Annotated in this window: 24 protein-coding genes; 16 read left to right on the top strand and 8 right to left on the bottom strand. The window is 68.5% G+C overall.

Features of this window, described 5'->3' with window-relative positions; all coding sequences use genetic code 11:
* The first annotated feature begins 30 nt into the window (after positions 1-30).
* The gene (gene tldD / locus CP958_RS18910) at positions 31-1,464 is read left to right on the top strand and encodes a metalloprotease TldD (RefSeq protein WP_096703762.1); all 1,434 of its coding nucleotides are present in this window, start codon (positions 31-33) and stop codon (positions 1,462-1,464) included.
* Positions 1,465-1,651: 187 nt separating this feature from the next.
* The gene (locus tag CP958_RS18915; protein WP_096703763.1) at positions 1,652-1,897 is read left to right on the top strand and encodes a hypothetical protein; all 246 of its coding nucleotides are present in this window, start codon (positions 1,652-1,654) and stop codon (positions 1,895-1,897) included.
* On the opposite strand, the gene CP958_RS18920 is transcribed toward CP958_RS18915, so the two are convergent.
* The 3 genes from CP958_RS18920 to CP958_RS18935 form a co-directional block, all read right to left on the bottom strand.
* Positions 1,892-3,199, bottom strand: a complete 1,308-nt coding sequence (locus tag CP958_RS18920; RefSeq protein ID WP_096703764.1) for a CCA tRNA nucleotidyltransferase — start codon at positions 3,197-3,199, stop codon at positions 1,892-1,894. The genes CP958_RS18915 and CP958_RS18920 overlap by 6 nt on opposite strands.
* Before the next feature lie 276 nt (positions 3,200-3,475).
* On the bottom strand, positions 3,476-4,171 hold the full coding sequence (locus CP958_RS18930) for a CoA pyrophosphatase (RefSeq protein ID WP_096703766.1): 696 nt from the start codon (positions 4,169-4,171) through the stop codon (positions 3,476-3,478).
* Complete coding sequence (locus CP958_RS18935; RefSeq protein WP_347337847.1) at positions 4,120-4,665, bottom strand: DUF1285 domain-containing protein; 546 nt, start codon at positions 4,663-4,665, stop codon at positions 4,120-4,122. The genes CP958_RS18930 and CP958_RS18935 overlap by 52 nt, the downstream gene beginning before the upstream one ends.
* A gap of 42 nt (positions 4,666-4,707) precedes the next feature.
* On the opposite strand from CP958_RS18935, the gene CP958_RS18940 reads away from it, so the two are divergent.
* The 4 genes from CP958_RS18940 (at position 4,708) to CP958_RS18955 (ending at position 11,724) form a co-directional block, all read left to right on the top strand.
* Positions 4,708-5,700: a MoxR family ATPase gene (locus tag CP958_RS18940; RefSeq protein ID WP_096703767.1), complete on the top strand. Its 993-nt coding sequence runs from the start codon at positions 4,708-4,710 to the stop codon at positions 5,698-5,700.
* Positions 5,697-9,176: a double-strand break repair helicase AddA gene (gene addA / locus CP958_RS18945; RefSeq protein ID WP_096703768.1), complete on the top strand. Its 3,480-nt coding sequence runs from the start codon at positions 5,697-5,699 to the stop codon at positions 9,174-9,176. Before CP958_RS18940 ends, addA begins: the two co-directional genes overlap by 4 nt.
* Before the next feature lie 62 nt (positions 9,177-9,238).
* The gene (locus CP958_RS18950; RefSeq protein WP_096703769.1) at positions 9,239-9,847 is read left to right on the top strand and encodes a TetR/AcrR family transcriptional regulator; all 609 of its coding nucleotides are present in this window, start codon (positions 9,239-9,241) and stop codon (positions 9,845-9,847) included.
* 194 nt (positions 9,848-10,041) lie between these two features.
* Positions 10,042-11,724: a methyl-accepting chemotaxis protein gene (locus CP958_RS18955; protein WP_096703770.1), complete on the top strand. Its 1,683-nt coding sequence runs from the start codon at positions 10,042-10,044 to the stop codon at positions 11,722-11,724.
* Here the strand turns inward: CP958_RS18955 and CP958_RS18960 are convergent.
* Positions 11,699-12,595, bottom strand: a complete 897-nt coding sequence (locus tag CP958_RS18960; protein WP_096703771.1) for a DMT family transporter — start codon at positions 12,593-12,595, stop codon at positions 11,699-11,701. The genes CP958_RS18955 and CP958_RS18960 overlap by 26 nt on opposite strands.
* Before the next feature lie 44 nt (positions 12,596-12,639).
* On the opposite strand from CP958_RS18960, the gene CP958_RS18965 reads away from it, so the two are divergent.
* From CP958_RS18965 to CP958_RS18975, 3 genes are all read left to right on the top strand, one after another.
* The gene (locus CP958_RS18965; protein ID WP_141400580.1) at positions 12,640-13,527 is read left to right on the top strand and encodes an AraC family transcriptional regulator; all 888 of its coding nucleotides are present in this window, start codon (positions 12,640-12,642) and stop codon (positions 13,525-13,527) included.
* A 280-nt stretch (positions 13,528-13,807) separates the two neighbouring features.
* The gene (locus CP958_RS18970; protein ID WP_096703773.1) at positions 13,808-15,514 is read left to right on the top strand and encodes a nitrite reductase; all 1,707 of its coding nucleotides are present in this window, start codon (positions 13,808-13,810) and stop codon (positions 15,512-15,514) included.
* 100 nt (positions 15,515-15,614) lie between these two features.
* Positions 15,615-15,905: a DUF1330 domain-containing protein gene (locus tag CP958_RS18975; protein WP_096703774.1), complete on the top strand. Its 291-nt coding sequence runs from the start codon at positions 15,615-15,617 to the stop codon at positions 15,903-15,905.
* Positions 15,906-15,917: 12 nt separating this feature from the next.
* On the opposite strand, the gene CP958_RS18980 is transcribed toward CP958_RS18975, so the two are convergent.
* Both CP958_RS18980 and CP958_RS18985 read right to left on the bottom strand, forming a co-directional pair.
* Positions 15,918-16,808 (bottom strand): prephenate dehydratase, encoded by an 891-nt coding sequence (locus tag CP958_RS18980; RefSeq protein WP_096703775.1) that lies wholly within the window; start codon positions 16,806-16,808, stop codon positions 15,918-15,920.
* 8 nt (positions 16,809-16,816) lie between these two features.
* Complete coding sequence (locus tag CP958_RS18985; RefSeq protein WP_096703776.1) at positions 16,817-17,557, bottom strand: 3-deoxy-manno-octulosonate cytidylyltransferase; 741 nt, start codon at positions 17,555-17,557, stop codon at positions 16,817-16,819.
* A gap of 101 nt (positions 17,558-17,658) precedes the next feature.
* On the opposite strand from CP958_RS18985, the gene hisN reads away from it, so the two are divergent.
* Both hisN and nth read left to right on the top strand, forming a co-directional pair.
* Positions 17,659-18,435: a histidinol-phosphatase gene (gene hisN, locus CP958_RS18990; RefSeq protein ID WP_096703777.1), complete on the top strand. Its 777-nt coding sequence runs from the start codon at positions 17,659-17,661 to the stop codon at positions 18,433-18,435.
* The gene (gene nth / locus CP958_RS18995; RefSeq protein WP_096703778.1) at positions 18,432-19,067 is read left to right on the top strand and encodes an endonuclease III; all 636 of its coding nucleotides are present in this window, start codon (positions 18,432-18,434) and stop codon (positions 19,065-19,067) included. Before hisN ends, nth begins: the two co-directional genes overlap by 4 nt.
* Here nth and CP958_RS19000 read toward each other — a convergent pair.
* On the bottom strand, positions 19,064-19,474 hold the full coding sequence (locus CP958_RS19000) for a hemerythrin family protein (RefSeq protein WP_096703779.1): 411 nt from the start codon (positions 19,472-19,474) through the stop codon (positions 19,064-19,066). The two genes, nth and CP958_RS19000, sit on opposite strands and share 4 nt — an antisense overlap.
* A gap of 71 nt (positions 19,475-19,545) precedes the next feature.
* On the opposite strand from CP958_RS19000, the gene CP958_RS19005 reads away from it, so the two are divergent.
* Entirely contained in the window at positions 19,546-20,025 is a 480-nt protein-coding gene (locus CP958_RS19005) for a metal-dependent hydrolase (protein WP_096703780.1), read from the top strand.
* On the opposite strand, the gene CP958_RS19010 is transcribed toward CP958_RS19005, so the two are convergent.
* Positions 20,011-20,616: a DUF4337 domain-containing protein gene (locus CP958_RS19010; protein WP_096703781.1), complete on the bottom strand. Its 606-nt coding sequence runs from the start codon at positions 20,614-20,616 to the stop codon at positions 20,011-20,013. The genes CP958_RS19005 and CP958_RS19010 overlap by 15 nt on opposite strands.
* Positions 20,617-20,674: 58 nt before the next feature.
* Between CP958_RS19010 and CP958_RS19015 the strand changes: the two genes are divergently transcribed.
* The 4 genes from CP958_RS19015 to acs all read left to right on the top strand — a co-directional run bounded on the left by CP958_RS19015 (position 20,675) and on the right by acs (position 23,768).
* A complete protein-coding gene (locus CP958_RS19015; protein WP_096704180.1) occupies positions 20,675-20,950 on the top strand; it encodes a YciI family protein in 276 nt (91 codons plus the stop codon).
* Positions 20,950-21,363 carry an EVE domain-containing protein gene (locus CP958_RS19020; protein ID WP_096703782.1) on the top strand — a complete coding sequence of 138 codons (414 nt, stop codon included), beginning with the start codon at positions 20,950-20,952 and terminating at the stop codon, positions 21,361-21,363. Before CP958_RS19015 ends, CP958_RS19020 begins: the two co-directional genes overlap by 1 nt.
* Positions 21,360-21,677: a Rieske (2Fe-2S) protein gene (locus tag CP958_RS19025; RefSeq protein ID WP_242442994.1), complete on the top strand. Its 318-nt coding sequence runs from the start codon at positions 21,360-21,362 to the stop codon at positions 21,675-21,677. The genes CP958_RS19020 and CP958_RS19025 overlap by 4 nt, the downstream gene beginning before the upstream one ends.
* Before the next feature lie 153 nt (positions 21,678-21,830).
* Positions 21,831-23,768, top strand: a complete 1,938-nt coding sequence (gene acs / locus CP958_RS19030) for an acetate--CoA ligase (RefSeq protein WP_096704181.1) — start codon at positions 21,831-21,833, stop codon at positions 23,766-23,768.
* Positions 23,769-23,864 lie beyond the last annotated feature (96 nt).

Consider the following 23,864-nt stretch of genomic DNA (forward strand, 5'->3'; position numbering starts at 1 on the left):
ACCACCCGCCCCCATCCGTCAGGAGCCTTTATGTCCAACGTCGCCATGGCCCAGGACCTGTTCTTCACCCAAACCGGCCTCGACGCGGACGGTTTGCGGCGCATCGTCGCCGAGGCGCTGGCCGGAGCCGATGACGGCGAACTGTTCCTGGAATACCGGCAGTCGGAATCCCTGGTCCTCGACGACGGCCAGATCAAGAGCGCCAGCTTCGACACCAGCCAGGGCTTCGGCCTGCGCGCAGTGGCGGGCGAGGCCCATGGCTACGCCCACGGCTCGGAACTGTCAGAGGCGGCCATCCGCCGCGCCGCCGCCACGGTGCGCGCCGTGCGCTCCGGCCATTCCGGCACCATGGCCGCCCCGCCGTCCGGCGGCGCCAGGGCGCTGTACACCGAGGTCAATCCCCTGGCCCAGGTGCCCTTCGAGGACAAAGTCCGGCTGCTCGAAGAGATCGATTCCTACACCCGCTCCAGGGACAACCGGGTGCGGCAGGTGACCGCCTCGCTGGCCGGGTCGTGGCAGGCGGTGACCATCCTGCGGGCCGACGGGACACTGGCCGCCGACATCCGTCCCATGGTGCGCCTGGGCGTCAACGTGGTGCTGGGGGACGGCGACCGCATGGAGACCGGCGGCCACGGCATGGGCGGCCGCATCGCCTATGGCGGCGTCATGGGGCTGGCCGACTGGCATCATTGCGCCGACGAGGCGTTGCGCCAAGCCTCGGTCAATCTCGGCTCGGTGCCCGCCCCGGCCGGCGAGATGCCGGTGGTGCTGGGCAACGGCTGGCCGGGCGTCATGCTGCACGAGGCGGTGGGCCACGGGCTGGAGGGCGACTTCAACCGCAAGGCCACCTCGGCCTTTACCGGCAAGATCGGGGCGCGGGTCGCCTCGCCCGGCGTCACCGTCGTCGACGACGGCACCATTCCCGACCGGCGCGGCTCGCTGTCTATCGACGACGAGGGCACGCCCACCTCGCGCACGGTGCTGATCGAGGACGGCATCCTGGTGGGCTACCTGCAGGACCGCATGAACGCCCGCCTGATGGGTGTCGCCGCCACCGGCAACGGCCGGCGCCAGTCCTATGCCCACGCCCCCATCCCGCGCATGACCAACACCTTCATGATGGCCGGGACCGCGGACCCGGCCGAGATCATCGCCTCGGTGCCGCGCGGCATCTACGCCGTCAATTTCGGCGGCGGTCAGGTGGACATCACCAACGGCAAGTTCGTGTTCTCCGCCTCGGAAGCCTATCTGATCGAGAACGGCAAGGTCGGCCCGGCGGTCAAGGGCGCCACCCTGATCGGCAACGGTCCCGATGCCCTGACCCGCATCACCATGATCGGCAACGACCTGGCGCTCGACCCCGGCATCGGCACCTGCGGCAAGGACGGCCAGGGCGTGCCGGTGGGCGTCGGCCAGCCGACGCTGCGCATGGACGGCCTGACGGTGGGCGGAACGGCCGTATGACTTCGGTCTGCTAGGGTTCCAACACTAACACTTCCGTCGAAGAACCAATTGTAAACGACGGTTTTCGCGGTGGTTTCATATACGCTTGCCCTAGTGCCCATAAATTTTCCATGGGATAACCTGGAAGAGTGAAAGGGGGAACGTGCCATCGGCCGTTCCCCCTTTATTGTCCAGCGAGGTTATTCTGATGGCGAAGGTCGGTCCCAATGAAGGTCCGTGCAGTTGGGAGGCGCGGCCGGTTGCCCTGGACGTCGACGAACTGCATCAGGTGCTCAATTGCGCGTCGGGGCGCGGTTGCAATCAATGCGTGAGGTGTAGCGAGCTGGCCCTGGAGCAGATGTTGCGGCAGGCCCGCCAGATGGGGCGCAGCGTGGTGGCCGGTCTGGAACGGCTGGAGGCGGACATGGAATTCGCCGGCGCCTTCGGTCTATAGCCCTCCGGCCATCAACTCCCGCAGCTTGTCCAGGCATTGGACGCGGTCGGGACGGTAATCAAGCCCCTCCCACCAGGCTTCCACCGCGACCAGCAGGCCGCCGATGCGGGGGCCGTGCGGTACCCCCATCTCCATCAGATCGCGGCCCTTGACCGGCAATTCCACCGGTTCCCAGTCGCGGGCGGCATCCAGCAGGGCGGTCCAGCGTTCCGTTTCGGCGGCGTCGGGCCGCGCCTCCAGGGTGCGCCGCGCCGCCCAGGCCACCAGGGTCAGGTCACGGAACTCCTCGCCGCCCACCTTGCGCAGCGCCCGGCGGGTGGCGGGGCCATCCATGGTGAAATCCACCTGAACCCGCGGTGCCGCCATGGCCGCCACCCGCTTGCTCTGGGTACCCGACAGCTTGAGGCGGTCACCCAGGGCCAGGGCGCCGGCCCGGTCGGTGACCAGCAGGGCGGCCAGGCGCCGGATGGCGTCGGGGTGGATTTCGGGGCGGACCAGCCCCCGGCGCTCGAGCCAGCACAGGGTGCGCAGCCGCCCGAACTCGCGGGCCTCGGGCAGGATGTGGGCCAGGATGCCGTGGCTGTGCATGACCAGCAGGGAGGGCGTGGGGTCGTCGGCCAGCAGCAGGCGCACCAGTTCGCCCGCCACCCGCTCGCCCGACAGGTTTTCCAGGCGGCCGGCCATGCGGCGGCAGGCGTTGAGCGCCCGCGTCTCCATGGCGATGCCCCGGCCGTAATGGGCGTGGAAGCGGAAGAAGCGCAGCAGGCGCAGCGCGTCCTCCTCGATGCGCTTTTCCGGCTGGCCCACGAAGCGCACCCGCCCCGCCGCCATGTCGGCGATGCCGTCGAAGGGGTCGTAGACCTGTCCCTCGGGATCGGCCGACAGGGCGTTCATGGTGAAGTCACGCCGCGAGGCGTCGGCCCGCCAGTCGTCGGTGTACTCGATGCGGGCGTGGCGGCCGAAGCTCTCCACGTCGACCCGAAGCGTGGTGATCTCGTAATGGGCCTTGCCGATCACCGCCGTCACCGTGCCGTGCTCGATTCCGGTGGGGATGGCATGGATGCCGGCATCGTCCAGCAGGGCCAGCACCCGCTCGGGCGGGTCGGGGGTGGCGATGTCGATGTCGCGGATCGGCCGCTTCAGCAGGGCGTCGCGCACGCAGCCACCGACGAAGCGCACCTTGGCGCCATCGGCCTGCAGCGCCGCCACCACCGCGCGGGTTTCGGCGGCATCCATCCAGTCCTGCGGTCCCAGCAGGCCGATGGGGTCGCCGGGATTGAGGTGCAGGCGGGTTCTACTCATGTCGGGCCACGGCGGTGACTCGCCGCCACCCGGCCGCCATTGAGGCGGCGGCCAAGCTCGCGGAGGCGAGCGCCCGGCGAGGGACGATGATACGAGTCATTCCGGTGACTCGCCGCCACCCGGCCGCCATTGAGGCGGCGGCCAAGCTCGCGGAGGCGAGCGCCCGGCGAGGGACGATGATACGAGTCATTCCGGTGACTCGCCGCCACCCGGCCGCCATTGAGGCGGCGGCCAAGCTCGCGGAGGCGAGCGCCCGGCGAGGGACAATGATACGAGTCATTCCGGTGACTCGCCGGAATAACGGGACACCAGCACTTCGAACAGGTTGATCAGGATGCCGGCGGTGGCACCCCAGATCAGGTGATCTTGCCAGGTCAACGCCCAGAAGGGCCGCTGCATTCCCCGGACCTCGCGGCTCTGCAGCTGGTGGTTGGCCTGGTCGAGGACGAAGGCCAGCGGCACCTCGAAGACCTCGGCTACCTCGAAGGAATCGGGGGAAAGGGCGAAGGGCGGGTCGACCACCCCCACCAGCGGGGTGATGATGAAGCCGGTGCCGGTGGCGTAATCGTCCAGACGGCCCAGCAGGCGCACCCTCGTGCGGTCGAGGCCGGTTTCCTCCTCGGTCTCGCGCAGGGCGCAGGTGGTGAAGTCACCCTTGTCCTCGGGCTCGAGGCGCCCGCCGGGGAAGCTGATCTGGCCGGGATGGTGGGCGAGGTGGGCGGTGCGCTTGGTCAGCATCACCGTCAGTCCCTCGGGGCGCTCCACCAGGAGCACCAGGACCGCCGCCGGGGTGAGCGCATCGTCGCCGGTGGCGGCACCGGGGCGGACGGCGCCGCCCTGGATCAGCGCTTCCAAGGCCGAGTCGCCCCGTCCGCGCGGGTTGAACCCGTCGGTCAGCCGCCGCGCGATCGCCTCGCGCGTCAGTCGGGAAGGTCCAGCCTCCCCAATGGAAAAAAGCTCCCGCTGCTCCATAGGCCGTAAACCGCTTCTCCCTCCCGGTCCTCCTCCCAGCCCTGGGCGACCAGTTCGTAGTAGACGGAGCGGGTGAGGCGCGCCTCCAGCCCGTTCCGTACGGTAACGTAGGGCGACGGCTCCCCCGAGCCCTCGACCTCCGCGATTCTCAGCGGATGGTCGGTATCCACCGTGACCATCTCGTCCATGTTGGTGCGGAAGCTGACCACCATGTCGCGTCCCGCGCCGCAGGTGAACATCTCGACCGCCAGGAAGGGAACGTCCTCCACCTCGATGCGGCCCATCTCGCCCGGCGTGATCAGGAGATAGCCGCCGTCCTTGGCCCGGTACAGCACCGAGGCGAACAGGCAGACCATCTCTTTGCGGTTGATCGGCGAGCCATGGTAGAACCAACGTCCCTGCCGGTCGATGCGGATACCGAGATCACCGCAATATTCGGGCAATTGGCCCGGGTAATCCACGTCCGGAGGGGCTTCGGTCAATGGCTGGTTCACTCGGCCGCTCCTGAGTACTCTTCCCGTGCGAGGCGCCATCCCATGACACCCCATACCAGTTCCGCCGCCCCGCTCGACGAGATCGCCGCCCTCGATTCCCGCCTGTCCGAGGCCCGCGCCGCCATCGGCCGCGTCATCTTCGGTCAGGACGAAGTCATCGACCAGAGTCTTATCACGCTGCTGGCGGGGGGTCACGCCCTGTTGATCGGCCTGCCCGGCCTGGCCAAGACCCGGCTGGTGCACACGCTGGGCGTGGTGCTGGGCCTGGACGACAAGCGGGTGCAGTTCACCCCCGACCTGATGCCCGCCGACATCCTGGGCTCGGAGGTGCTGGAGGAAAGCGCCGGCGGCGGGCGGGCCTTCCGCTTCGTCAAGGGGCCGGTGTTCTGCCAGTTGCTGATGGCCGACGAGATCAACCGCGCCGGTCCGCGCACCCAGTCGGCCCTGCTGCAGGCCATGCAGGAGCATCACGTCAGCGTGGCGGGCAGCCGCTACGACCTGCCCCGGCCGTTCCACGTGCTGGCCACCCAGAACCCGCTGGAGCAGGAGGGCACCTATCCCCTGCCCGAGGCGCAGCTGGACCGCTTCCTGATGCAGATCGACGTGGGCTATCCCGATTTCGAGGCCGAGCGCCGCATGCTGATCGACACCACCGGCGCCCAGTCCGCCGAGCCGGTGCGCGTCATGGAGGCCTGCGACCTGCTGGCGGCCCAGGCGCTGGTGCGGCGCGTCCCGGTGGGCGAGTCGGTGGTCGACGCCATCCTGACCCTGGTGCGCGAGGGACGGCCGGAAAGCACCTCGCTGGATCTGGTGCGCCGGGCCGTGGCCTGGGGGCCCGGCCCGCGCGCCGCCCAGGCGCTGATGCTGGCGACGCGGGCGCGGGCGTTGCTGCAGGGCCGTCTGGCGCCCTCCATCGACGACATCCGTGCCCTGGCCGCCCCGGTGCTGCGTCATCGCATGGCGCTGGGCTTCGCCGCCAGGGCCGACGGCATCACCCTGACCCAGGTGATCGGGGCCCTGGAAGGCACCCTATGACGGAAGCCTCGGCGCTTTCGCCCTCTCTCCTTTCCCAGGACGCCGACCAGCGGCAGCGCCGCGCCGCCGACGCGGGCGCCAGCGTCTGGGTGGCGGCCAGCGCCGGCACCGGCAAGACCAAGGTGCTGACCGACCGGGTGCTGACCCTGCTGCTGGCCGGCACCGCGCCCCACAAGATTCTCTGCCTGACCTTCACCAAGGCCGCCGCCGCCGAGATGTCCAACCGCATCGCCGGGCGGCTGGGCAAGTGGGCCACCGCGCGGGACGAGGATCTGGCCGGTGATCTGCACCGCCTGCTGGGGCGGGTGCCCTCGGCGGGCGAGATGACCGGGGCGCGCCGTCTGTTCGCCGCCCTGCTGGATGCCCCCGGCGGCATGCACATGGAGACCATCCACGCCTTCTGCCAGTCGCTGCTGCGCCGCTTTCCCCTGGAGGCGGGCATCGCTCCCCATTTCCAGGTGATGGACGACCGTGATGCCGGCGAATTGCTGGAAGCGGCCAAGCTGGACGTGCTGGCCCGCGCCCGCACCGGAGACGGCGAACTGGGCCGCGCCCTGGCCCTGGTGACGGCGCGGGTGCATGAAACCGCCTTCCCCGAGCTGATGGGGGAACTGACCGCCGAGCGCGGCCGGCTGGAACGGCTGTTCGAGCGTCATGGCGGTGTGGCGGGGGCGCTTGCGGCATTGCGCGCCCGGCTGGGGCTGGAGGCGGGGGATAGCCCGGATTCCCTGCTGGCCTGGGCGGTGGACGAGGCCCATTTCGATGGTTCCGGCCTGCGGGCCGCCGTGGCGGCGCTGCTGACCGGCTCGGACTCCGACCGCAAGCGGGGCGAGACCATGGCCCTCTGGCTGGCCGATCCGGCGGGGCGGGGCGAGGGCTTCGGTTCTTGGTGCGCCCAGTTCCTCACCAATGAGGGCTCCATCCGCAAGACCCTGGCCACCAAGGCGGTGCGCGAAGGCTTTCCCGGCATGGAGGATGCCATGCTGGCCGAGGCCGAGCGGCTGTTGCGCCTCGGCGAAAAGCTCAAGGCGGTCCGGATCGCCGAGGCCACCGGGGCGCTGCTGGCCCTGGGCGGCGCCCTGCTCGAATCCTATGGCCGGGCCAAGGCGTCCCGCGCCCTGATGGATTACGACGATCTGATCCTCGGTGCCCGCGACCTGCTGGCCCGGCCGGGCGTGGCGCCCTGGGTGCTGTACAAGCTGGACGGCGGCATCGACCACGTGCTGATCGACGAGGCCCAGGACACCAACCCCGACCAGTGGGCGGTGGTGGAGAAGCTGACCGAGGAATTCTTCGCCGGGCGCGGCGCGCGGGAAGCCTTGCGCACCGTCTTCGCCGTGGGTGACGCCAAGCAGTCCATCTATTCGTTCCAGCGCGCCGACCCGCGCGAGTTCGAGCGGATGCGGGCCTGCTTCGCCGCCCACGTGCCCGCCGCCGGCGGCACCTGGGACGAGGTGGCGCTCAACCTGTCGTTCCGCTCGGCGGCGTCGGTGCTGGACGCGGTCAACGCCGTGTTCGCGCCCGGCCGGCCGGGCCGCGACGGCGTGGCCGGCGACGAGGACATCACCCATCTGCCCCACCGCACCGGCCAGGCCGGGCGGGTTGAGGTCTGGCCCGCCGTCGAGCCGCGCCCCGCCGACGAGCCGCCCGCCTGGAAACCGCCGGTGGAGCGTATCCGGGGGGATTCGCCGCGCACCCGGCTGGCCCGGCTGGTGGCGGCACGCATCCGCGCCATGATCGACGGCGAGACGCTGGACTCCAAGGGCCGCCCGGTGCGGGCCGGCGACGTGCTGGTCCTGGTGCGCCGCCGGGGCGGCTTCGTCGAGGATCTGGTGCGCGAGTTGAAGAGCCGCAAGGTCGAGGTGGCGGGGGCTGACCGCATGGTGCTGACCGAGCAGATGGCGGTCATGGACCTGATGGCGCTGGGTAATTTCCTGCTGCTGCCCGAGGACGACCTGACGCTCGCCACCGTGCTGAAGGGGCCGCTGGTCGGCCTGACCGAGGATCAACTGTTCATCCTGGCCAACGGGCGAGGCAGGGACATGGGGCTGTGGGAGGCGCTGCGCCAGGGCGTGCCCGACGGCGATGCCGTCTTCGAGGCCGCCTATCGCCAGCTTTCCGACCTGCTGGCCCAGGCCGACCGCATCTCGCCCCACACCCTCTATGCCCGCATATTGGGGCCGCTGGGCGGCCGCCGCCGTCTGCTGGCCCGGCTGGGGCTGGAGGCCGAGGACGCCATCGACGAATTCATGTCCCTGACGCTGGCCTTCGAGCGCGCCCATCCGCCGTCGCTGCAGGGCTTCCTCCATTGGCTGGAGGCCGGCGCCCTGGAAATCAAGCGCGATCTGGAGCAATCGGGCCGCGACGCGGTGCGCATCATGACCGTGCATGGCTCCAAGGGCTTGCAGGCGCCCGTCGTCTTCCTGCCCGATACCATGCAGGTGCCCACCCGTTCGCCCCGCCTGCTGTGGCTGGGGGAGGGGGCGGAGGAGCTGCCCGCCTGGCCGCCGCGCGCCGAGGACATGGACATGGTGTGCCGCGAGGGTGCCGAGGCGCGCAAGGCGGCGCGCGAACGCGAATACCGCCGCCTGCTCTACGTCGCCATGACCCGGGCCGAGGATCGGCTGGTCGTCTGCGGCTGGCGGGGGCTGAAGGCGGCGCCGGAGACCTGCTGGCACGCCCTGGTCCACGGCGCCCTGGCGCCGACCGCCGCCGAGTTCGCCGACCCGTTCCTGGCCAAGGCGGACGAGACCGCCCCCGGCCCGGTGCTGGTGCTGGCCAATCCCCAGACCGCCCCCGCCGAGGGCCGTGGCGCCGCCGGGCCGGGGGAACGTCCGCCGTCGCCGCTGCCCGACTGGGCGTTGCTGTCGGCCGAGGCCGAGCCGGTGCCGCCCCGGCCGCTGGCTCCGTCCCGGCCCGAGGGCGAGGAGCCGGCGGTGCGCTCGCCCCTGGCCGAGGTGGACGGCCGGCCGCGCTGGCAGCGGGGCAAGCTGATTCACCGCCTGCTGCAGACCATGCCCGATCTGCCGCCCGCCGAGCGCTCGCGGGCCATGCTGCGCTTTCTCTCCCGCCCGGCCTGGGGGCTGGAGACCAGGGAACAGTTGGATATCGCCAACGAGGTCTCCGATATCCTCGACCATCCCGGACTGACGGCGCTGTTCGCTCCCGGCTCGCGCGCCGAGGTGCCGCTGGTCGGGCGCATCGGCAACCGGGTGGTCTCCGGCCGGGTCGACCGTCTGGCGGTCACCGGGACCGAGGTGATGGTGGCCGACTACAAGACCAACCGCCGCCCGCCCGCCACGCCCGACGAGGTGCCCGACCTTTACGTGCGGCAGATGGCCGCCTATCGCCTGGCGCTGGCCTGCATCTATCCCCGCCACCGGGTGCGTTGCGTGCTGGTCTGGACCGACGGCCCCCGCCTCACCGAGATCGATCACGCCCGCCTGGACGACGCCTTGGCCGGGCTGGTGGAGTGACCCCACTTTTTCCTTCCAAAAACTGAACTGGATGGTTTAGTTTTTGCCGGAGTGGAGGAGTCATGACCAACCCCCGGACCCGGTCCAAACCTTCGGCCAAGCGCGAGGCCATCCTGGACGCCGCCCAGCGGCTGTTCCTGGACGAGGGCTATTCCTCCACCAGCATGGACGCGGTGGCTGCGCGGGCCGGCGTCTCCAAGGCCACCATCTACGCCCATTTCGAGGGCAAGGATCAGTTGTTCGCCGCCATCATGCACCGTCGCTGCGAGGCGTCGTTCGTCTTCGCCCCGCCCGACGAGAGCTTCGACGCGGCGCGCATCCTCACCACCTATGCCGAGCGGCTGCTCACCCTGCTGACCACGCCCGACGCCCTGGCCCTTTACCGGGTGGTGGTGGCGGAATCGGCCCGGACCCCCGAACTGGCCCAGGCCTTCTACGACACCGGTCCGACCCGGGGCAAGACGGCCATCGCCGCCTCGGTCGCCCGTCTCCAGGCCCGTGGCGAACTGGTCGGGGATATGGATGCCATGGTGATCGCCGACCAGTTCGTCGGCATGCTGCGGGCCGAGACCTATCACCGCGCCCTGCTGGGCCTGCCGCCCGGCCGTCCCCTGGCCGACACCATCGCCGCCGCCGTCCAGACCCTGCTCCGCGCCTACGGCAAGCGGTAAAACTCCCTATTCCCTTCGATGCGATACATCCCCCCAAGGGATAGCGCACCATATTATTGTTGTTAAAGACAACAGTTCCGTGCAACAACATATGGAACGATGCCACCCGGATCAACCAGGGTCGGCCGAAGAGAACAAACGGGAATCAGGCTTCATGGCCCCGTCGGCGTGCCCGGCGCGGCGAGGGAGGAGTCATGCGTCTGGCAGATGTGAGAATCGGCGTGCGTCTGTTCGCCGGCTTCGGGCTGATGATCGTCGTCACCGGGGCACTCGGGCTGTTTTCAAGCCTGCAGTTGCGGTCCATCTCGGCCCATACCGAGTTGCTGTACCGCCATCCTTTCACCGTTTCGACGGCGCTGTCCGAGGCCGATGGCGGCATCATCGCCATGCACCGGGCCATGAAGGATCTGGCGCTGGCCTTCGAGGACAGCGACATCGCCAAGGCCGAGGCCGCCATCGATGCGGCGGAAGGCCGCGTGGTGAAGAAACTGGAGGTGGCCCGCGAGCGCTTCCTGGCCGACCGCGCCGTCTTTGACCAGTTGGGCAAGGCATTGACGGCCTGGAAGCCCATCCGCGCCGAGATCGTCGAGATGATGAAGCAGGGGCGCAGCGTCGAGGCCGCCGACCTGACCAAGGGCGCCGCCGCCAAGCAGGCCGAGGTGATCCAGGGACTGATGGCCTCGGCCATCACCCTGGCCGCCGAGGATGCCGCCCGCTTTCGCGAACGGGCGGAAAGCGAGCAGCGGAGCGCCGGCTTCTCGTTGCTGGTCTCGTTTCTGGCCTTCGCGGTGTTCGGCCTGTGGCTGGCGTTGCTGGTGACCCGCTCGCTGACCCGGCCGCTGGAATCCCTGCGGGCCTGCATGGGCACCATGGCGACCGGTGAATACGACGTGGCGGTGCCGGGCGGCGACCGCAAGGACGAGATCGGCGCCATGGCCCGCACGCTCGACGTCTTCGCCGAGAACGGCCGCCAGATGGGTCGTCTGGCCGAGGAGCGCCGCGAGGCCGAAAGCCGTGCCTCGGTGGAGCGGCGGGAATCCCGCATGGCCCTGGCCGCCGAGTTCGAGGAGAAGGTCACCGCCGTCATGGGCCGGCTGTCGGCGGCGGCGGCCGAGATGAGCCGCGCCGCCGAGTCCATGTCCGGGGTGGCGGCCGATGCCTCGGCTCAGGCCGGCTCGGCGGAAAGCGCCGCCGATGCCGCCTCGACCAACGTGCGCACCGTGGCCGACGCCGCCGAGGAATTGTCCCACTCCATCGCCGCCATCGAGCGGCAGGTGGCGGCTTCGTCGTCGACCACCGCCGACGCGGTGGGCAAGGCCGAGCGCGCCTCGGCCAACGTGGCCGGGCTGGCCGCCGCCGCCGAGCGCATCGGTCAGGTGGTGGACCTGATCACCACCATCGCCAAGCAGACCAACCTGCTGGCCTTGAACGCCACCATCGAGGCGGCCAGGGCCGGCGAAGCCGGCAAGGGCTTCGCGGTGGTGGCCGGCGAAGTCAAGAATCTCGCCAACCAGACCGCCGGCGCCACCGACGAGATTTCCACCCAGATCGCCCAGGTCCAGGCGGCCACCGGCGAGGCGGTGGCCGCCATCGGCGATATCGTGCGGACCATCGGCGAGATCAGTTCGGCGGTGGACGCCATCACCCAGGCGGTGGCCGAGCAGCAGAGCACCACGCAGCGTATCGCCGACAGCGTGAGCGCGGCGGTGGGCGGCACCAACGCGGTGGTGGGCAGCGTCGGCCGGGTGGCCGCCGCCGCCGCCCAGGCCGGCGATGCCGCCGCGCTGGTGCTGGGCCAGTCCAACGGCGTGGCGCGGCGCACCGACGACCTGATGGGCGAGGTGGAAACCTTCATCGAGGGGATTCGGGCGCGGTAAGGGGCAGGACCATGGCGGCCAGCACCAGGGCGATGCCCAGCAGGTGGTGAAGACCCGGGCTCTCACCCAGGACCAGGACCGAGAGCAGGGCGGCCGACACCGGCATCAGGGCGGTGGAAACGGCCGCTTCGGCGCCGCCCAGCCGGGCGCTGCCCGCGTACCACAGCACGAAACCCAGGATGGTGGGCACCAGGGCATGCCAAAGGACCGCCGCCCAGGCCGACCACGGCACGGCGGACAGGTCCAGTCCCGCCGCCTCGCCCATCGCGAACGGTAGGGTGGCCAGCAGCCCCAGCAGGCACATGACGGCCGAGACCGCCACCGGCGGCATTGGCGCCCGCATGGCCTTGTTCAGCAGGACGAACACCGCCTCTCCCGCCATGGCGCCCAGCAGCAGCAGGTCGCCGAGCCAGCGCCCGCCGCCGTGCTGCGCCCCGGCGGTTCCGGCTCCCAGGCCCAGGCTGGCGGTTCCCAATCCCGCCAGCAGGACTCCGCCCCAACCCCGCCGACCGAGGCCGGCTCCCGGCAGCGCCAGGGACAGCAGGCCGACCAGGGCGGGCAGGGTGCCGGCGATCACCGCCGCGTCGGTGCCGCCGGTGTGGCGGAGTCCGGTCAGCATCAGGACCGAGAAGCCCAGGCTGCCCGCCGCCGCCTGCGCCACCAGGAGCAAGCGGTCGCCGCCGTCCGGCCACAGCCGCTCCCGGCGTTTCAGAGCCCAGGGCACCAGGACCATGGCCGCCAGCCCGTAGCGCAACGCGGCGGCCACGAAGATGGGCAGCCCCACCCCCGCCAGTTTGGACGCCACCACCACGCTGCCGGCGCTGGCCATCCCCAAGCCGCAGCACAGCCAACCGATCCATCTTGCCGTCATGCTTACCTCCGGCCGTCATTCTGGATGCGGGGCCGAGCGGGGTCTTGGACGTTGCCGCCACGCGGAGCGTCAAGAACGTTCAAGACAGCGGGGCGGTGGCGGCGCTACCGTTGGGCATGGAATGCGACCGGACCCGCATGTGGGCGGCGATGGGCATGGACGGCCTCGACATGCTGGAAGCCAGCTTCGGCCGCCAATCCTGTCCGCGCCACAGTCACGACACCTACGGCATCGGCGTGGTGCATGCCGGCGCCAACCGCTTCACCTATCGCGGCGGCCTGCACGTGGCGCCGCGCGGTTTCGTCTGCACCGTCACCTATGACGAGGTCCATGCCGGCGAGGTGACCGCCGAGGGGCTGGCCTACCGTTGCCTCTATCCCGCTCCCGCCCTGGTGGCCGGGGTGGCGTCGGAACTGCGCGAACGCACCGAGAACCGCATCTTCGCCCTGCCGCCGGTGATCGGCGACGAGGTGGCGGCGGAACTGGTGAACGCCGTGTTCGACGCCGAGCACCGGGGCGAGCCGCTGCTGACCCGCCAGACCCTGCTGGCCGCCCTGCTGGCCCGGGTGCTGGTTCGCCATGCCGTCGAGCGGGTGGAGCCCCGTCGCCTCGACGCCAACGGTCGGGCGGTGGCCCTGGCCCGCGCCTACATGCATGACAATCTGGCCGACAATGTTTCCCTGGATCGTCTGGCCGAGGTGGCGGGGACGCGGCCCTTCCGCTTGATCCGCGCCTTCAAGCGCCAGCACGGATTGCCGCCCCACGCCTATCTCACCCAAATACGGGTTCGCCGGGCCAGGGACATGATTTGCGCCGGTATTCCTCCCGCCCGGGCCGCCGCCGAGGTGGGCTTCGCCGACCAAAGCCATCTCAATCGCCACTTCAAGCGCATCCTGGGAATCACCCCGGGACGCTATGGCCGCCGTTCTTGATCAAAGCCTCTTGATGAATATCAAATGGACCGGCTGACGGACTCGCCTCCGCCGGATGCGCTCTCACCCATGCCCGGAGGCAGAGGAATGCACATGACATTAATCAAAATTGAATGACTATAAATCGCTGCGAATACTTACTCGGCATTTAGGAGAATATTGATATTTGTCACTTGATGAACATCAAATACTTATCGTTTGCTTGATTCATTCCCGTACGGCGAATATGGTCTCCCGCGCCGGGATTGCCGGTGAATTTTGATATGCCCAGGGGAAACCGATGAAGGCAGCGACTTGGATGATGGCGGCACTGACGGCCGCCTGGGCCGGGACGGCCGTGGCGGAGGAAAAGCCCGCCCATGGCGCCGGTGAGCATTACGAGACCAGCGGCGACGTGCTCCGCGCCGCCCCCATGAGCCAGCCCGGCGCCCAGCCCGGTCCGCAGTTGACCGCGGCCGAGTTCGCCAAGGCCAAGCAGATCTATTTCGAGCGCTGCGCCGGCTGTCACGGCGTGCTGCGCAAGGGCGCCACCGGCAAGCCGCTGACCACCGACATCACCCGCGAACGCGGCTTCGATGCGCTCAAGGCCTTCATCACCTACGGTTCCGCCGCCGGCATGCCCAACTGGGGCACTTCGGGCCAGCTGTCCGAGGCCGAGGTCGACCTGATGGCCAAGTACCTGCTGAACGAGCCGCCGCAGCCGCCCGAATTCGGCATGGACGAGATCAAGGCCACCTGGAAGGTGGTGATCCCCGAGAACAAGCGTCCCGCCAAGAAGATGAACAATCTGGTGCTGGACAACCTGTTCTCGGTGACGCTGCGCGACGCGGGCGAGATCGCCCTGATCGACGGCGCCTCCAAGGAAATCGTCAGCATCATCAAGACCGGCTATGCCGTCCACATCTCGCGTATTTCCGCCTCGGGCCGCTATCTCTACGTCATCGGCCGCGACGCCAAGATCAACCTGATCGATCTGTGGATGGAAAAGCCCGAGACGGTGGCCGAGATCAAGATCGGCATGGAAGCCCGTTCGGTCGAGACCTCCAAGTTCAAGGGCTACGAGGACAAGTACGCCATCGCCGGCGCTTACTGGCCGCCCCAGTTCGTCATCATGGACGGCAACACCCTCGAGCCGAAGAAGATCGTCTCGACCCGCGGCATGACCGCCGACAAGCAGGAATATCACCCCGAGCCGCGCGTCGCCTCCATCGTGGCCTCGCACTTCAAGCCGGAATTCGTGGTCAACGTCAAGGAAACCGGCCTGATCCTGCTGGTGGACTATTCCGACATCAAGAACCTGAAGGTCACCTCCATCGAGGCCGAGCGGTTCCTGCATGACGGTGGCTTCGACGCCTCCAAGCGCTACTTCCTGGTGGCCGCCAACGCGCGCAACAAGATCGCCGTGGTCGATACCAAGGAAGACAAGCTGGTGGGCATGGTCGACGTGGGCGCCACCCCCCATCCGGGCCGCGGCACCAACTTCGTCCATCCCAAGTTCGGTCCCGTCTGGGCCACCGGCCATCTGGGCGACGAGAGCGTGGCGCTGATCGGCACCGACCCCAAGGGCCACCCCAAGCAGGCGTGGACCAAGGTGGGCTCGCTGACCGGCCAGGGCGGCGGTTCGCTGTTCCTCAAGACCCATCCCAAGTCCAAGAACCTGTGGGTCGACACTCCCCTCAACCCCGATGCCGACGTGGCCGCTTCCATCGCCGTGTTCGATATCAACAACCTGGACAAGCCCGCCGAGGTGCTGCCCATCGCCAAGTGGGCCGGCATCGCCGAGGGCGCGCCGCGCGTCGTTCAGCCCGAATACAACAAGGCGGGCGACGAGGTGTGGATTTCGGTGTGGAACGCCAAGGACAAGGTCTCGGCCATCGTGGTGGTCGACGACAAGACCCGTAAGCTGAAGTCGGTGATCAAGGACCCCCGTCTGATCACTCCGACCGGCAAGTTCAACATCAACAACACCTTGCACGACGTCTACTAAGACGTCGGCGAAAAGCCCTTGAAACAGGGCGGGGCGGCTCTCCAAATGGAGGGCCGCCCTTCGTCGTTTCCGAGGCGTCGTTTCCGGGGGAGAAAGACCCATGCCCGCCTATCTGATCGTCGACACCCTGCTGGACGATCCCGAGCTCTACGAGGATTACAAGCGCCGGGCCAGGCCGCTGATCGAGCGATGGGGCGGCGAATATCTGGCGCGCGGCGGCGAACTGATCCCGCGCGAGACCGATCTGTGGTCGCCCACCCGCATGGTGCTGATCCGCTTTGCCGACGTGGAGACGGCGCGGGCCTGCCTGGACTCGCCCGAGTATCAGGCCGTCGTCGGCATCAGCCGCCGCTCGGCGCGGCGCACGGTGGTGATTCTCGAGGGGCTGTGAGCCGAGGAGGGGCTATTCCGCGCTGGTCTGCTGCTGCTTCATGCGGAAGGCATGGCGGGGATAGACGCCCAGGATGCGGACTTCGTGGCTGAAGAAGTCCAGCTCCTCCAGCGCCAGACGCAGGGCGTGCTGGGCGGGATGGCCTTCCACGTCGGCGTAGAACTGGGTGGCCGCGAACTCGCCGCCCACCATGTAGCTTTCCAGCCGGGTCATGTTGATGCCGTTGGTGGCGAAGCCGCCCAGCGCCTTGTACAGGGCGGCGGCCACGTTGCGCACCCGGAAGACGAAGGTGGTGACGCAGGGCAGGTTGGGATTGGGCTCCAGCGCCTCGCGGGCCAGGACCACGAAACGGGTGGTATTGTGCTCGGCGTCCTCGATGCCCGCCTTCAGCGACACCAGGCCATAGGCCTCGGCGGCCAGTTCCGAGGCGATGGCCGCCATGGTGGGGTCGCCCTTCTGGGCCAGTTCGGCGGCGGCGCCGGCGGTATCGGTGCCGACGATCACCTTGAGCCCCAGGTCGCGGATCATGTTGCGGCACTGGCCCAGGGCGTGAACATGGCTCTTGACCGTCTTGATGGTCGAGAGCGTGGCGCCCGGCACGGCCAGCAAATGGTGGCTGATGCGCTCGAAATGCTCGGCGATGATGTGCAGGCCGGCATAGGGCATCAGGTGGTGCACGTCGGCGACGCGGCCCGCCACCGAATTGTCGATGGGGATCATGGCATAGCGGGCGCGGCCCTCGCGCACGGCGGCGAAGGTGTCCTCGAAGGTGGCACAGGGCAGCGGCTGCATGCCGGGATAGGCGTTGCGGCAGGCCAGATGCGAATAGGCGCCGGGCTCGCCCTGGAAGGCGATGGCGCTGTCTGAATTCGGAACGCTGGCGGAATGATGGGCGTCGGTCATGGGAGGGCTCAGCCTTTCAGCAGGGCGCGCGCCCTTTCGAGGTCCGCCGGAGTATCGACACCCAGCGGAACCGTGTCAACCAAGGCGCAGTCGATGCGCATGCCGTTCTCCAGCGCGCGCAGCTGCTCCAGCTTCTCGCGCCGCTCCAGCACGCCCTGGGGCAGGGAGACGAAGCGTTTGAGCGAGTCCCGCCGGTAGGCGTAGAGCCCGATGTGATGGTAATGCGGCCCGTCATTGGCCGGCACGGTGGCGCGGCTGAAATACAGCGCCCGCCCCACCCGCTGGCCGGGGGCGAGGCCCACCACCGCCTTGACCACGTTGGGGTTGGTGCGCTCCTCCTCATTGGTGATCTCGGTCACCAGGGTGGAGACGTCGACGCCGGGCTCGGCCAGGGGCGCGAAGACGGCGCGGATGATCTGGGGGTCCAGGGTGGGCAGGTCGCCCTGGATGTTGACGATGGCGTCGAACTCGCCGTCGGGGTCGACGCTTTGCACCGCCTCCCACACCCGGTCCGAGCCGGAGGGGTGGTTGGGGTCGGTCATCACCGCGTTGCCGCCATGGGCGTGGACGGCGTCGAACACTTCGGCTTCCGAGCAGGCCACCACCACCGGACCCAGCCCGGACTGCACGGCCCGGCGCCAGACGTGGACGATCATCGGCTCGCCGTGGATATCGGCCAGCGGCTTGCCCGGCAGCCGGGTGGCGTGCATGCGGGCGGGAATGACGATGATGGGGTTGAGCTCGGCCATGGGCGAATCCGTGTGTGTATTAAGTAGTTAATACGCACCCTATCCACATCCGCCATTTCGCGCCACACTCGGGCGCACCACAATCCCACGGAATTTCCATCATGACCGCCTGTCCCGCCGAATTCATCGTCCTGGCCGAGAAACTGGCCGATGCCGCCCGCCCGGTGGTGAGGAAATACTTCCGGACCCCCGTGGCGGTGGACGACAAGGCCGACGCCAGCCCGGTGACCATCGCCGACCGCGAGGTGGAGGCCGCCATGCGCGCCATCCTGACCGCCGAGGTCCCCGGCCACGGCATCCTGGGCGAGGAGCATGGGCGCGAGAATTGCGACGCCGAATACGTCTGGGTGCTGGACCCCATCGACGGCACGGCGGCCTTCATCACCGGCAAGCCCAGCTTCGGCACCCTGATCAGCCTGGCCCGCAACGGCAAGCCGATCCTGGGCTTGATCGATCAGGCCTTCACCAGCGAGCGCTGGCTGGGCGCGGCCGGGCGGCCGACCACCCTGAACGGCCAGCCGGCGCGGGTGCGGGTCTGCCCCGATCTGGCCCATGCCTATGCCTTCACCACGGCGCCGGAACTGTTCTGTGAAAAGACCCGGCCGGCCTGGGACCGCATCGCCGCCCGATGCAAGCGCCCGCGCTACGGCTGCGACTGCTACGCCTATGCCCTGCTGTCGTCCGGCTTTTGCGATCTGGTGGTGGAGGCGGGGCTCAAGCCCTACGATTTCGCCGCCCTGGTGCCGGTGATCGAAGGGGCGGGCGGAATTATGACCGACTGGTCGGGAAAGCCGCTGACCATCCATTCCGACGGCAAGGTCTGCGCCGCCGGCGACGCCCGCCTCCATGCGGAGGCGCTGGGAGTGCTCAACCAATGACTCCCGCCCAGGCCGACCGCTTCTACGCCCTGCTGGCCGAGCGCAATCCCGAGCCCAGGAGCGACCTGGAATACGCCGATCCCTATACCTTGCTGGTGGCGGTGGTGCTGTCGGCCCAGGCCACCGATTCCGGGGTCAACAAGGCGACACGGCCGCTGTTCGCCCGCGTGAACACGCCCCAGGCCATGGTGGAACTGGGCGAGGAGGGGCTGGCCCAATACATCCGCACCATCGGCCTCTACAAGACCAAGGCCAGGAACGTCATCGAACTGTCGCGTCGCCTGCTGGCCGAGCACGGCGGCAAGGTCCCCCACGACCGCGCCGCCCTGGAGGCCTTGCCCGGCGTCGGGCGCAAGACCGCCAACGTGGTGCTCAACATCGCTTTCGGCGAGCCGACCATCGCGGTGGATACCCATTGCTTCCGCGTCGCCAACCGTACCGGTCTGGCGCCGGGCAAGACGGTGCTGGACGTGGAGCAGGGGCTGATGAAGGCCACGCCCACCAAATGGATGCAGCATGCCCACCACTGGCTGATCCTGCACGGCCGTTACGTCTGCAAGGCCAGGAAGCCCGACTGCCCCGCCTGCGTGGTGCGTGACCTGTGCGCCTTCGAGGGCAAGGAGACGGCCTAACCCGCTCCCGCCACGTAGGGTTTGAATTCCATGTCGCTGTTGACGATGTGGCTGACCAGCCAGGTGGCCAGGGAATCGCCCAGAGTGCGGACGATGCCGGCGCGGACCTCGTCGCAGCCGTCGCCGTAATGGGTCAGCACCGCCTCGAGGCGCTTCAGCAGCATGAGATGGGCGGTGCGGTGGGATTCGGTTTCGGGAAAGCCGACCGCCCGCTGCAGGGCTTCCTCGCGGGCGAAGTGCTCGCGGCACAGATCGGTCAGGGCCAGCAGAGTGGACCCGATGCCGGCGCAGTCGATCTCGGCGCGGGAGGCGGCTTCCAGTCGGGCGATCAGTTCGATCATCCGGCGATGGTCGGAATCGATGATCGGATCACCGACCGCCAGCGCCTCGTCCCAGGCGATTGACATCAGACCCCTCCCGGTCGATATCCGAACCCCGCCCGGGACTCTACCCGAGCCGGGGTTGGGGGGGAAGCCGGATGATGGTCGTATCTCACGTGGTGCTGGGGGTGTCGGCCTGGGTGCTGGCCGAGCGGGCGGGGCTGGCCGTTCCCTCGGGGCCCGAGGGGGTGGCCGTGGCGGCGCTTGGCGCCCTGCTTCCCGACATTGATCATCCGTCGTCCTGGCTCGGCCGCCGCCTGTGGCCGGTATCCCGGCCGCTGTCCATGGTTCTGGGGCATCGTGGCCTGACCCATTCCCTGCTGGCGGTGATCGGTGGGCTGGCGGTGCTGGGCGCCGTGGAGCCGGGACCGGGACTGGCGCGGCTGGCCGGGCCGCTGGCCCTGGGCTACCTGTCCCATCTGGCCGCCGACGCCCTGACGCCGTCCGGCGTGCCGCTGCTGTGGCCGTGGAAGCAGCGCTTCGGCATCGGGCTGTGCCCGACCGGCGGCCTGATGGAATGGCTGGTGGTGGCGGCCTTCGCCGCCGCCACGGCGTGGTTGGAATTACAGATGAATTAGGGTCGGGGCCAGCCAGCCCAGCAGGGCGAAGGCGACGCCGACCGCGCCCAGCCCGCCGGCCACGAAGGACAGGGCCAGCATGCCGGTCACCACCGAGGCCGAGGCCAGCACGATGGCGATCTGCAGGGCGGCGGCGCCGTATTCGAACATATGGTAGGCGGACAGGGCCGTGTCGCGCCGGGCTTCCTCGGTCTTGGCCTTGGCGGCCAGTTCCTTGCGGCCCTCGCCGGTTTCCGGCTCGGAATCGTAGCGTTGGGCGGTGGCGCGCCAGTCGGCCACCTTCTTGGCGACGGCGTCCGAGGGCGGGGCCGAGAGTTCCAGCAGATCGGCGGAGGTGCGAAGCCCGGTCGAGCGGATGTGCTTGGCCTGATAGAAGGCCCACAGGTCGTTGGCGTGGATATTGGCGGCCAGCGAGGTGTTCTGCGCGCTCTTGCCGCTGGCCTCGATGATGGCCAGCAGGGCGGCCAGGACGCTGATCAGCACCGCGATCTTCTTGTTGCGGCTGCTCTTGCCCTCCTTGTGGGCCTGCTCCTGGTGGTGGTCGTGATGGGCGACCTCGTGGATGGTCTCGTGCGTCTCGTGGGCTTCCATGACCGACCTTTTTTCCGTTACCCTGGCGTCTTCCAATCCGAATCCGGAGTGCCAGAGTATGTTCATGGTCCAGTGCAAGGACAAGCCCGGTCATCTTCAGACCCGCCTCGACAACCGCGCCGCCCATCTGGAATACGCCAAGGGCTTCGGCGCCAAGATCGTCATCGGCGGCCCGCTGCTGACCGATGACGGCCAGGGCATGATCGGCAGCGCCTTCGTGTTCGATACCGATGACCGCGCCGAACTGGACGCCTTCCTGGCCAATGATCCCTACGCCAAGGCCGGCCTGTTCGAGAGCGTCACCGTCAGCCGCTACAAGAAGGTCCTGCCCTGATGGCCTATTGGCTGGTCAAGTCCGAGCCCGGCGCCTGGTCGTGGGACGATCAGGTGCGCGACGGGGTGACCGCCTGGACCGGCGTGCGCAACTTTCAGGCCTGCAACAACCTGAAGGCCATGAAACTGGGCGACCAGGCGTTCTTCTACCACTCGGTAGCGGAAAAGCGCATCGTGGGGGTGGTCGAGGTGGTGCGCGAAGCCTACCCCGACCCCACCGCCGAGGACCCCCGTTGGATGTGCCCCGACCTGAAGGCGGTGGCTCCCCTGGCCCGGCCGGTGACCCTGGCCGAGATCAAGGGCGATCCCCGTCTGGCCGAACTGCCGCTGCTGCGCCAGAGCCGGCTGTCGGTCTGTCCGGTGGACGTTGCCTCGTGGCGGTTGCTTTGCGATTTGGGGGGAGTAACGGCTTGAACATCCTCTGCCCGCTCGATTCGATCCCCGATCCCGGTGCCAGGGAGTTCAGGATCGATGGCGCCCGCGTCTTCGTGGTGCGCCAGGGCGGGCAGGTATTCGGCTATGTCAACTCCTGCCCGCACGTGGGGGCGCCGCTCAACCTGGAGGATGACAAATTCCTGGACTTGTTCCAGACTTCCATCCTGTGTGCCAATCACTTCGCCCTGTTCGAGATCAAGAGCGGACGCTGCACGCGCGGCCCCTGCACCGGCCGTTCGCTGCAGCCGTTTCCTGTCGAGATCCGGGATGGCGAGGTGGTTCAAAAGGCTTAAGGGCGTTTCGATGATGGCATGGCACCTACCCCTTTGAGCGGGCTTGTGTCGCCATGGCGAGTCGAACATAATCGTTACCTGCTTTACCGGGGAAACATCCCGCGCCAGCCAAAAATGGACGCGGGTCAATCAGAAAAGGGAGACACCCCCAAGATGTCCGAGGTTTATCCTGTTCCCGCTGAGACCGCTAAGAACGCTCTCATCGACGAAAAGAAGTACAACGAATGGTATGAGCGCTCGGTGAAGGACCCCGACGGGTTCTGGGGCGAACACGGCAAGCGCATCGACTGGATCAAGCCCTTCACCAAGGTGAAGAACGTCAGCTATTCCGGCGACGTCAGCATCAAGTGGTTCGAGGACGGCACGCTCAACGTGGCCGCCAACTGCCTGGACCGCCATCTGGCCGCCCGCCGGGACCAGACCGCCATCATCTGGGAAGGCGACGATCCCAACGAGTCCGCTCATATCACCTATGGCGATCTGCATGAACGGGTGTGCCGCCTGTCCAACGCCATGACCGATCTGGGTGTCAAGAAGGGTGACCGCGTCACCATCTACCTGCCCATGATCCCCGAGGCCGCGGTGGCCATGCTGGCCTGCGCCCGTATCGGCGCCGTCCATTCCATCGTGTTCGGCGGCTTCTCGCCCGACGCCCTGGCCGGCCGCATCCAGGATTGCGATTCCTCGCTGCTGATCACCGCCGACGAAGGTCTGCGCGGCGGCCGCAAGGTGCCGCTGAAGGCCAATGCCGACAAGGCGCTGGAAACCTGCTGGTCGTGCAAGAGCGTCATCGTCGTCAAGCGCACCGGCGGCGACATCCATATGGTCGCCGGCCGTGACCACTGGTACCACGAGATCGTGGAGAAGGCGGCCCCGACCCACACTCCCGTGGAGATGAGCGCCGAGGACCCGCTGTTCCTGCTCTACACCTCGGGCTCGACCGGCAAGCCCAAGGGCGTGGTCCACACCACCGGCGGCTATCTGGTCTACGCCTCCATGACCCACCAGTACGTCTTCGATTACCACGAGGGCGAAATCTACTGGTGCACCGCCGACGTGGGCTGGGTGACCGGCCACTCGTACATCGTCTACGGCCCGCTGGCCAACGGCGCCATCACCCTGATGTTCGAGGGCATTCCCAACTATCCGACCGTGTCGCGCTTCTGGGACGTGGTGGACAAGCACAAGGTCAACATCTTCTACACCGCGCCCACCGCCATCCGCTCGCTGATGCGCGAAGGCGAGGAGCCGGTGAAGAAGACCAGCCGCAAGTCCCTGCGTCTGCTGGGGTCGGTGGGCGAGCCCATCAATCCGGAAGCCTGGACCTGGTACCACCGCGTGGTCGGCGACGGCCGCTGCCCCATCGTCGACACCTGGTGGCAGACCGAAACCGGCGGCATCCTGATCACTCCGCTGCCGGGCGCCACGGCGCTGAAGCCCGGTTCGGCCACCCGTCCGTTCTTCGGCGTCAAGCCGGTGATGGTCGATGCCGAGGGCAAGACCCTGGACGGTGCCGTCGAAGGCAACCTCTGCCTGGCCGAGCCCGGCTGGCCCGGTCAGATGCGGACCCTGTGGGGCGATCACGACCGCTTCATCCAGTCGTACTTCGCCACCTACAAGGGCATGTACTTCACCGGTGACGGCGCGCGCCGCGACGAGGACGGCTATTACTGGATCACGGGCCGCGTCGACGACGTGATCAACGTGTCCGGTCACCGCATGGGCACCGCCGAGGTGGAATCCGCCCTGGTCGCCCATCCCAAGGTGGCCGAGGCCGCCGTGGTCGGCTATCCGCACGACATCAAGGGCCAGGGCATCTATGCCTACGTCACCCTGGTGTCGGGCGAGGAGCCGACCGAGGAACTGCGCAAGGAGCTGGTCAACTGGGTCCGCAAGGAAATCGGCCCCATCGCCAGCCCCGACCTGATCCAGTGGTCGCCGGGCCTGCCCAAGACCCGTTCGGGCAAGATCATGCGCCGCATCCTGCGCAAGATCGCCGAGAACGATTTCGGCTCGCTGGGCGACACCTCGACGCTGGCTGATCCCAGTGTGGTCGAAGACCTCATCGACAGCCGCATGAATCGCGGCTAAAAAGCCACGCAAGTGGGAAGACCGGGGCCTGCGGAGCGATTCGCGGGCCCCACCCTTTATGGGCCACCTTTTCGGAAAAGGATCGTCCCGGTGCTG

Source organism: Magnetospirillum sp. 15-1 (assembly GCF_900184795.1).
In the GTDB taxonomy this organism is placed as follows: domain Bacteria; phylum Pseudomonadota; class Alphaproteobacteria; order Rhodospirillales; family Magnetospirillaceae; genus Phaeospirillum.

What these genes read in the sequence shown, in the direction of transcription:
- tldD (WP_096703762.1), top strand. Translation starts at nt 31, where the DNA reads ATGTCCAACGTCGCCATGGCCCAGGACCTGTTCTTCACCCAAACCGGC.
- CP958_RS18915 (WP_096703763.1), top strand. Translation starts at nt 1,652, where the DNA reads ATGGCGAAGGTCGGTCCCAATGAAGGTCCGTGCAGTTGGGAGGCGCGG.
- CP958_RS18920 (WP_096703764.1), bottom strand. Translation starts at nt 3,199, where the DNA reads ATGAGTAGAACCCGCCTGCACCTCAATCCCGGCGACCCCATCGGCCTG.
- CP958_RS18930 (WP_096703766.1), bottom strand. Translation starts at nt 4,171, where the DNA reads ATGGAGCAGCGGGAGCTTTTTTCCATTGGGGAGGCTGGACCTTCCCGA.
- CP958_RS18940 (WP_096703767.1), top strand. Translation starts at nt 4,708, where the DNA reads ATGACACCCCATACCAGTTCCGCCGCCCCGCTCGACGAGATCGCCGCC.
- addA (WP_096703768.1), top strand. Translation starts at nt 5,697, where the DNA reads ATGACGGAAGCCTCGGCGCTTTCGCCCTCTCTCCTTTCCCAGGACGCC.
- CP958_RS18950 (WP_096703769.1), top strand. Translation starts at nt 9,239, where the DNA reads ATGACCAACCCCCGGACCCGGTCCAAACCTTCGGCCAAGCGCGAGGCC.
- CP958_RS18955 (WP_096703770.1), top strand. Translation starts at nt 10,042, where the DNA reads ATGCGTCTGGCAGATGTGAGAATCGGCGTGCGTCTGTTCGCCGGCTTC.
- CP958_RS18960 (WP_096703771.1), bottom strand. Translation starts at nt 12,595, where the DNA reads ATGACGGCAAGATGGATCGGTTGGCTGTGCTGCGGCTTGGGGATGGCC.
- CP958_RS18970 (WP_096703773.1), top strand. Translation starts at nt 13,808, where the DNA reads ATGAAGGCAGCGACTTGGATGATGGCGGCACTGACGGCCGCCTGGGCC.
- CP958_RS18975 (WP_096703774.1), top strand. Translation starts at nt 15,615, where the DNA reads ATGCCCGCCTATCTGATCGTCGACACCCTGCTGGACGATCCCGAGCTC.
- CP958_RS18980 (WP_096703775.1), bottom strand. Translation starts at nt 16,808, where the DNA reads ATGACCGACGCCCATCATTCCGCCAGCGTTCCGAATTCAGACAGCGCC.
- CP958_RS18985 (WP_096703776.1), bottom strand. Translation starts at nt 17,557, where the DNA reads ATGGCCGAGCTCAACCCCATCATCGTCATTCCCGCCCGCATGCACGCC.
- hisN (WP_096703777.1), top strand. Translation starts at nt 17,659, where the DNA reads ATGACCGCCTGTCCCGCCGAATTCATCGTCCTGGCCGAGAAACTGGCC.
- nth (WP_096703778.1), top strand. Translation starts at nt 18,432, where the DNA reads ATGACTCCCGCCCAGGCCGACCGCTTCTACGCCCTGCTGGCCGAGCGC.
- CP958_RS19000 (WP_096703779.1), bottom strand. Translation starts at nt 19,474, where the DNA reads ATGTCAATCGCCTGGGACGAGGCGCTGGCGGTCGGTGATCCGATCATC.
- CP958_RS19005 (WP_096703780.1), top strand. Translation starts at nt 19,546, where the DNA reads ATGATGGTCGTATCTCACGTGGTGCTGGGGGTGTCGGCCTGGGTGCTG.
- CP958_RS19010 (WP_096703781.1), bottom strand. Translation starts at nt 20,616, where the DNA reads ATGGAAGCCCACGAGACGCACGAGACCATCCACGAGGTCGCCCATCAC.
- CP958_RS19015 (WP_096704180.1), top strand. Translation starts at nt 20,675, where the DNA reads ATGTTCATGGTCCAGTGCAAGGACAAGCCCGGTCATCTTCAGACCCGC.
- CP958_RS19020 (WP_096703782.1), top strand. Translation starts at nt 20,950, where the DNA reads ATGGCCTATTGGCTGGTCAAGTCCGAGCCCGGCGCCTGGTCGTGGGAC.
- acs (WP_096704181.1), top strand. Translation starts at nt 21,831, where the DNA reads ATGTCCGAGGTTTATCCTGTTCCCGCTGAGACCGCTAAGAACGCTCTC.